The sequence below is a fragment of the Agrobacterium leguminum genome (assembly GCF_015704895.1).
Classification (GTDB): Bacteria; Pseudomonadota; Alphaproteobacteria; order Rhizobiales; family Rhizobiaceae; genus Agrobacterium; species Agrobacterium leguminum.
The window spans coordinates 54,509-60,508 of sequence record NZ_JADQWB010000024.1 but is presented as its reverse complement, the minus strand read 5'-3'; the positions used below and the strand labels follow the sequence as shown (position 1 = coordinate 60,508).

General features: G+C 58.5%; 7 protein-coding genes. 4 read left to right on the top strand and 3 right to left on the bottom strand.

All coding sequences use genetic code 11. From position 1 onward, the window contains the following. The first annotated feature begins 157 nt into the window (after positions 1-157). On the top strand, positions 158-850 hold the full coding sequence (locus I3J13_RS23555) for a GNAT family N-acetyltransferase (RefSeq protein ID WP_196380431.1): 693 nt from the start codon (positions 158-160) through the stop codon (positions 848-850). Continuing rightward, positions 837-1,097, top strand: a complete 261-nt coding sequence (locus I3J13_RS23550) for a hypothetical protein (protein WP_196380430.1) — start codon at positions 837-839, stop codon at positions 1,095-1,097. The genes I3J13_RS23555 and I3J13_RS23550 overlap by 14 nt, the downstream gene beginning before the upstream one ends. Here I3J13_RS23550 and I3J13_RS23545 read toward each other — a convergent pair. From I3J13_RS23545 to I3J13_RS23535, 3 genes are all read right to left on the bottom strand, one after another. Then, positions 1,094-2,143: a nickel/cobalt transporter gene (locus tag I3J13_RS23545; protein WP_196380429.1), complete on the bottom strand. Its 1,050-nt coding sequence runs from the start codon at positions 2,141-2,143 to the stop codon at positions 1,094-1,096. The genes I3J13_RS23550 and I3J13_RS23545 overlap by 4 nt on opposite strands. Continuing rightward, positions 2,137-2,778 (bottom strand): DUF1007 family protein, encoded by a 642-nt coding sequence (locus I3J13_RS23540; RefSeq protein ID WP_196380428.1) that lies wholly within the window; start codon positions 2,776-2,778, stop codon positions 2,137-2,139. Before I3J13_RS23540 ends, I3J13_RS23545 begins: the two co-directional genes overlap by 7 nt. 107 nt (positions 2,779-2,885) lie before the next feature. Beyond that, a complete protein-coding gene (locus tag I3J13_RS23535) occupies positions 2,886-4,064 on the bottom strand; it encodes a hypothetical protein (RefSeq protein WP_196380427.1) in 1,179 nt (392 codons plus the stop codon). Between the two features lie 270 nt (positions 4,065-4,334). On the opposite strand from I3J13_RS23535, the gene I3J13_RS23530 reads away from it, so the two are divergent. Together I3J13_RS23530 and I3J13_RS23525 are read left to right on the top strand one after the other, a co-directional pair. Beyond that, positions 4,335-4,622 (top strand): hypothetical protein, encoded by a 288-nt coding sequence (locus tag I3J13_RS23530; RefSeq protein WP_004433441.1) that lies wholly within the window; start codon positions 4,335-4,337, stop codon positions 4,620-4,622. A 530-nt stretch (positions 4,623-5,152) separates the two neighbouring features. Continuing rightward, complete coding sequence (locus I3J13_RS23525; RefSeq protein WP_196380426.1) at positions 5,153-5,800, top strand: outer membrane protein; 648 nt, start codon at positions 5,153-5,155, stop codon at positions 5,798-5,800. The last annotated feature ends 200 nt before the right edge of the window (positions 5,801-6,000 follow it).

Genomic DNA, 6,000 nt, shown 5'->3' with positions numbered 1-6,000 from the left:
GTCGCCACAGGTCGATCTCCCCCCTTGTGGGGGAGATGCCCGGCAGGGCAGAGGGGGGTGAGCCACACCCACCAGGGTCACCGCATCCCACCCCATATGCACTGTTGTCATCCCGCCCCGCTTGCCCTAATCCTTCTCCCAGCAAATGGGGAAGAGAATGCGCGATCTGAGTGATTTCAAGGGATGTCCGCCGCCGCAGCCGGTGGTGTTGAAGGGCCGTTACGTGACGGCTGAGCCGTTCGATCGCGAAAAACATCTTGCAAGGCTCTGGGCCGCACTTGGCGGTGAGGGCGTGAATGCGCTGCTCAAATATTTCCCGCAAAGCGCCTTTCCCGATGCCGACGCTTTCGGCGACTGGCTCATCGGCGCGGGGCAGAAGCTCAACTGGGTCACGCTGATCTTCGTTGAAAACGCCACCGGCGATCTCGTCGGCATGGCGAGCTATATGCGGCCCGATCCCGCCAATGGCGTGGTCGAGGTGGGCTCCGTCGCCCATGGCGCGAAAATGAAGCGCTCGCCTCTTTCCACCGAGGCGCATTACCTGATGGCGAAACATGTTTTCGAGGATCTGGGGTATCGCCGTTACGAGTGGAAATGCCACAATGAAAACGAGCCCTCCAAGATCACGGCGAAGCGTTATGGCTTCACCTTCGAGGGCGTCTTCCGCCAGCATATGATCTCGAAGGGCCAGAACCGCGATACGGCGTGGTTTTCCATGATCGACGGCGAATGGCCGCTGATCGGCAAGGCCTTCGAAGCCTGGCTTGCGCCGGAGAATTTTGCGGCCGACGGCGCGCAGAAGCGCAAGCTTGAGGATATCCGTGCGGAGTTTGCCGATGCCATTGCCTGAACACTCGGCGCCTGAAAACCCGGCGCCTGAAAAGCCGAGCCCCGGCAAGAAGGATTGGTCTCCGGCCATCGCCGCCGCCCTCATCATTGTCGGTTTCGGGCTGGTCTTCTTCGTCATGCCGAAGATCATGCTGTGGCTGGGCGATTATTCGCCCTGGCTCGCCGCTGCCTTCGGCACGGTGGCGGTTCTGTGTTTCTTCCTGCTGTTCTGGCTGCGCGCCCGCTACCAGCGCCGTCGTGACGGTTAAAGCTTAAGCGACGCGCCGAGCAGCAACAGCCCCATGATGAGCACGAACAACGCACCGGCGATCTCTATCGCATGGCTGATGCCGGCCGCCCTGCGGCTGCCGGGGCCGGCGAAACGCACGGCGAGGCCTTTTGCCGAGACGGCCATGATGGCGAGCAGCGATACCGTTATCGCCGTGCCGAGCGACATGGCGAGGACGGAGAGCACGCCACCGAGATAAAGCCCGTTCAGAAGCGCGAAGCTCATGACGATGATTGCGCCAGAGCAGGGCCTGAGCCCAACCGCGATGATGGCGGACCATGCCTCGTGCAGGCTGAAGTTCTTGCCCTTCAGCAGCATGGGATCGGGCGCGTGGGACTTTCCGCAGGCGGTGCAGAGATCGCCGGTGCCGTCATGGTCGTGATCTGCAAAGACCGGCTTGCCCTGGAACCGCAGCCCCGTGCCCATGCCGCTGGTTCGGGCCACCGATGCCTCGCCTGCCGTGGCAAAGACGGGAACGGGTTCCCGCCGGACGCGCAGCGACCAGAGTTTTCGCACCAGCAGCCACGCGCCGAACAGCGCGACCATGGCGAAGCTGGCGATTTCCATCGCCTGCGTCGCCTTCGTCATAGTGATGGAGGTGCCGCGCAGCACGAGCCAGGCTGCGCCGACGAGGCCGATGGCGACCGCACCCTGAATGAGCGCCGAGACGAAGGAAATGAGAATGCCGCGTTTCAGCTGGGTTTCATTGGCAATCATGTAGGACGAAATGACGGCCTTGCCGTGGCCGGGACCGGCGGCATGGAAAACGCCATAAGCAAAGGAGAGGCCGATCAGCGAGCTGAGCGCCCAGCCATCCTCGCGCATGGCCTTCAACGCGCCGGTCAGCGCACGATAGAACATCTGCTGGTGCACGTTGATCCATTGCATCAGTGGCGCGAAGGGGCCGCCGACGGAAAAGGAAGGTTCGGCCGAGCCGATGCCGAGCGGCGACTGCGCATGGGCCGCACCGGCCACGGCAATGAGGCCGATGGCGACGGCGAAGAGGCCGGCCCTGCGGCTCAGCATGAGACCTCCAGCCGGGTGGCGAAGAGCTTGGTCATGTCGGTGCCGGTCGGATCGTTGAAGAAGGCGTCGGTGAGCGTGCCCTGGTTCTGCGAGATCACCTCGTCGGGATCGGGGCGCACCACGTGGTGCTTGCAGGCATTCAGATCCTTACCCTGCGTGGCGATATCGCCGTCCTTGGCGAAATCGATTGCCGTATACATGGTCGGATCCCAGGCGCCGAAGCTGAGCTTGCCCTTGACGGCCAGAGGCTTTGTCGGCTTCACGGAGAAGAACATCAGGATCTGCTGATCCTTATAGTCCACGTGAATGGCCTCGGGCTTCCCAAATTCCACCGGTTTTCCATTGGCGGTGATGAAGGTGTAGTAGGAATATTCGGCGAGCGATTCCAGGACGGTATTGCCGATCTCGGCCAGCTCGTCCTTGTCGAGCTTCAGATCGCTGTTTTTGTCGTAATCCATCACCACGCTTGCCGAGAACATCTCGTCGAAACGCCAGATGTTGCGCACTTCCTGAACGGTGCCGTTCGGCCCCTCGACGATTTCCATGCGGGCTTCGGCAAAGATATGCGGATGGGCCGCCGCGGCGACGGGAACGCAGGCAAGGCCGGCCGCGAGGAGCAAAAAACGTTTGTTCATTATCCGGTCTGTCCTGCCTTCGAATCTGGAAGGCCCGACTCTAGCAGAAATTGGGACCGAATTTCGACCTGATGCGGCTGATCCTTCGCGCGGGCCGACACTAAATTTCAGAAGGTGCCGCTGAAACGCGAGGTGATGCTGGAGCCGCTGTAGGCAAGATCGGTATCGCGCTCGCCATGCAGCAGGCGGTTGAACTCCACCTCCAGCTTGCTGTTCTTGCCGGTATCGAAGGAGAGTGTCGCGACCAGCCGGCGCTCGCTGGTATCGTAATTATAATAGATCCAGTCCTTGTGGACCCGGTGCAGCGCAAGATCGAGCCCCACCTTTTCGGTGAGCCTGCTTTTCATGACGAATTGAAAGCGGCGATGGAATTCGGCAATCGGGTCATCCGGGTCGAAAAGCGCATAGTCCTGCGAAAAGCCCGCGCCGAAGGCGATGCGCTCGGTGGCCTTCACCTCGGCCTCGGCCCGCAGATAGGGGCGGGTGCGCTTTACCTTGTCGCTGATCTCATCGCCGGAAATGGAGGTGAAGCCCGCTTCGGCCAGAACCGCGAAACGGTCGGAGAACCTGTAACCATAGGCCAGAGAACCTCGCAGCGTATTGGCCGGAAAACGTTCATATTTTTCCTGCTGCCCCTCCGGCACGGCGATACGGTCGTAAGCAAGCGTCAGCCCTGCCTCGCCGCCGCCGAGTGATCGTGCATGTTCGGCCTTCAGCGATAAAAGCGCCTCGTTCGCTTCCAGTCGGGTGGGCAGGAAATAGGCCGGGCGGAACCGCGCCTTGCCTTTCATCAGGCTGGCGAGGCTTGCCGTCAGCGTATTCTTGCCGCCAAGGGCGAGGATGCCGAGCTGGGAAGACGCCTCCAGCTTGTGATCCAGCTGCCGGTAACCAATGTCTTCTTCCGGCAAGTGCAGGAAGATATCGCCGGCATCGCTGCGGCTGCCGCGCAGCTCAAGGGCCCATTCCAGCTTTTCGGAAAATCGTTTCGTCAGCCCCAGTGCCGCGATGGTGTTATGTTCATTGGCGAAACGATAACGGGGCAGGCGAACCTCTTCCTGCTCGAGCGAATAACGCAGCTCCGCCCCTTCCAGCGCGATCTTGCCATTGAGCCCGAAGCCGGCGCGCAGCGAAATCGCGCTCAGCCGGTTGGTGTCGGCGAAATAATTGCTGTCATAAGCAACGCCGGATTTATAGGTGACATTGTGCTCATCGGCCTTTTCCCCCGCCCGCGCGCCGCAGGCGCAGGCAAGCCCGAGAACAAGCGCGATATATCCCCCCACCCGCATTCGCATCTCCGGTCTCTAATTAAGCAATATCTTATATTTGGATGGTTAATAAAGTTTCCCGCGCCGCTTTACTGTTGCGGGGCAGGTGCTGGCCGACATTGTTTGAACAAGGGGCGGAAACGCGAAGATGCGATATGTAAAATTTTATTAAAATCGCAAGTATTAGTGTTAATCGTTTATTGTAATATTAGCCTTTGCTTGAATTAGAATCCTCTAAATATACAGTTCAGTTACGCCAGATGGCGTGATCAAACAAAAGAGGAGAGAGAAATGATTGCAAAGTTCGCTTGTGTAGCCGCTATTCTTACTGTCGCTTCCGTTGGTCAGGCCAATGCGGGCGGTCTTCTGGGAGGCATCCTGTCCGGCAACAGCAACAAGGGCGGCGCCCTTGTCGTCGTCTCGCCCAGCATCGATCTCGGTGTCAGCGGCATCCTGTCCAATAACGGGATTCTGAACGGCAACAAGACCGGCATCCTGAACGGTGTGCTGAACGGCAACAAGACGTCCGTCGATGTCATCGACAACAAGAATGACGGCGGCAAAAAGCGCCGGCACTAACTGAAACGTGGAACGGGATGGCGAAACCATCGGGCTTTTCTCCATCCCGCTCCAACGCAACAGCTCGAAAATCATCAGGGATTTTCGACGCAGACGATGCGCGCAGCGCATAAGCCGGCAATGATCCTCGAGTTGCGTGTGTTTGACGCATGGCGTTTCCGGCAAGAACAAACGGCGCATCGCATGACTGGAAGAGGGCCTCGCGGCCCTCTTTTTTTATTCTGGATGATCCATCAGTGCCTTATTTCCGCCGATCCGTGACCGCTTCGGAAAGGGGCGTGCGCCGGCGTATTTATATTTGTGTATTCTAATTTTTATCTATGTAATAAATAGGATTATAAAGTATAAATGTGATTTATGTTTTAAAATACTCTCAATTTTGCTGTTGTTGTTACTTGCTTTTAACTTTTGGATGTTTCAATTAACACGTGCCCCCGACTCGCCATTTGTGATTGTGATTGTGATTTCGGTGGCGGGTATGTTCGCGGCTCGCATTTCGGCGGGTAAGGAAGTTTTGAAGGAGCTATTTCATGTTGAAACAATCATTTCTCGCGCTCGCCGCGCTCGGCGTTCTTTCCGGCGCAGCCATTGCTGCCGATGCCGTCAGCGACGTTCCGGCAGCACCAGTCGTCAACGATGCCGCGCCTGCTTTCTCCTGGGACGGTTTTTACGCCGGTGTTTCGGGCGGCTATGGCTGGAACCGGTTGAAAACGACTGAAGACGGTGAGACCGACAAGCATAGTTTCGATGGCGCTCGCTTTGCGGGCTTTGCCGGTTACAATGCCGAAGTCGCGCCGTCCGTCATTCTCGGTGTCGAGGGTGATCTCGGTTATGCCTGGGGCAAAAAGACGATTAACCTCAGCAAGGTTTCCTCGGGCCTGAACGGCTCCGCGCGCCTGCGTGCCGGCTATGCCGTCGACCGCGCCCTGATCTACACCGCCGGTGGTTACACCGCGACGGACAGCGAGATCAAGACGCCCTTCGGCAATACCAGCAAGATGCTGAATGGCTGGACGATTGGTGCCGGCATCGATTACGCCTTTACCGACAACGTATTCGGCCGTCTCGAATATCGTTACAACGATTTCGGCAAGGAAACCTACACTGTCCGGGGCATTTCCGCCGATGGAAAGCTCAGCGAACATGTCGTCAGCGTCGGTCTTGGCGTAAAGTTCTGATTTGCGGATTTTCGTTTCCGGAGAGGGTCGCCCATCTTTACGGCGGCCGTATCGGGGGCCACAGTCCGACATATATCAATCCATAACCTGCCCGGCGGCAAGAACATCGCCGGGCAGGTGCTTCTAATTGAGTGATACGGGCTTACGGTTGAGAGCTTACGTCCAGCCCCAGGGCGGCAGCCAGGCCCGGCATAAAAGAA

Excerpts from the sequence above, each read along its gene's own strand:
- I3J13_RS23555 (WP_196380431.1), top strand. The coding sequence starts at position 158 with ATGCGCGATCTGAGTGATTTCAAGGGATGTCCGCCGCCGCAGCCGGTG.
- I3J13_RS23550 (WP_196380430.1), top strand. The coding sequence starts at position 837 with ATGCCATTGCCTGAACACTCGGCGCCTGAAAACCCGGCGCCTGAAAAG.
- I3J13_RS23545 (WP_196380429.1), bottom strand. The coding sequence starts at position 2,143 with ATGCTGAGCCGCAGGGCCGGCCTCTTCGCCGTCGCCATCGGCCTCATT.
- I3J13_RS23540 (WP_196380428.1), bottom strand. The coding sequence starts at position 2,778 with ATGAACAAACGTTTTTTGCTCCTCGCGGCCGGCCTTGCCTGCGTTCCC.
- I3J13_RS23535 (WP_196380427.1), bottom strand. The coding sequence starts at position 4,064 with ATGCGGGTGGGGGGATATATCGCGCTTGTTCTCGGGCTTGCCTGCGCC.
- I3J13_RS23530 (WP_004433441.1), top strand. The coding sequence starts at position 4,335 with ATGATTGCAAAGTTCGCTTGTGTAGCCGCTATTCTTACTGTCGCTTCC.
- I3J13_RS23525 (WP_196380426.1), top strand. The coding sequence starts at position 5,153 with ATGTTGAAACAATCATTTCTCGCGCTCGCCGCGCTCGGCGTTCTTTCC.